Raw genomic sequence first — 543 nt, 5'->3', positions numbered from 1 at the left:
GCCCTCGGAGGCAAACATCAGTTCGCGCAGCGGGCGGTCCAGGTGGCTGTCGAGTTCCGCGCAGACCTCGTCCAGCGCGTGCGCGAACACCGGGAAGGCCTCGTACAGCTCACGACCCATCCCGGCCCGCTGGCTGCCCTGGCCGGTGAACAGGAACGCCGTGCGCCCCTCGACCAGCGATCCCGCGACGACGTTCGGCGCCGACTCCCCCGCCGCGAACGCGAGGAGTCCGCGCAGCAGTTCCTGTCGCTCCCCCGCCACGACCACCGCGCGACGCTCCAGCGCCGCCCGTCCGCTCGCCAACGAGTAGGCGATGTCGAGCGGTTCGGCCTCCCCGGCGAGGGGCAGCAGTTGCTCTGCCTGCGCCCTGAGCGCTCCCGTGTCCTGCGCCGACAGCAGGACCGGCAGCACCGACGGCGCCACCGAGGACTCGGCGGTCGGCTCGTCGGCGATCTCCGGGGCCTGCTCCAGGATGGTGTGCGCGTTGGTCCCGCTCACACCGAAGGCCGAGACGCCGACCCGGCGCGGAGCACCGGTCTCCGG

General features: G+C 73.3%; 1 protein-coding gene. It reads right to left on the bottom strand.

The genetic code is table 11. The features are described from left to right. On the bottom strand, window positions 1–543 hold a 543-nt coding region (locus tag TR48_RS35620; RefSeq protein ID WP_152628366.1), incomplete at both ends, for a KS-MAT linker domain-containing protein.

Source organism: Streptacidiphilus neutrinimicus (assembly GCF_000787815.1).
In the GTDB taxonomy this organism is placed as follows: Bacteria; Actinomycetota; Actinomycetes; order Streptomycetales; family Streptomycetaceae; genus Streptacidiphilus; species Streptacidiphilus neutrinimicus.
This window is presented reverse-complemented; position numbering and strand designations above follow the sequence as displayed.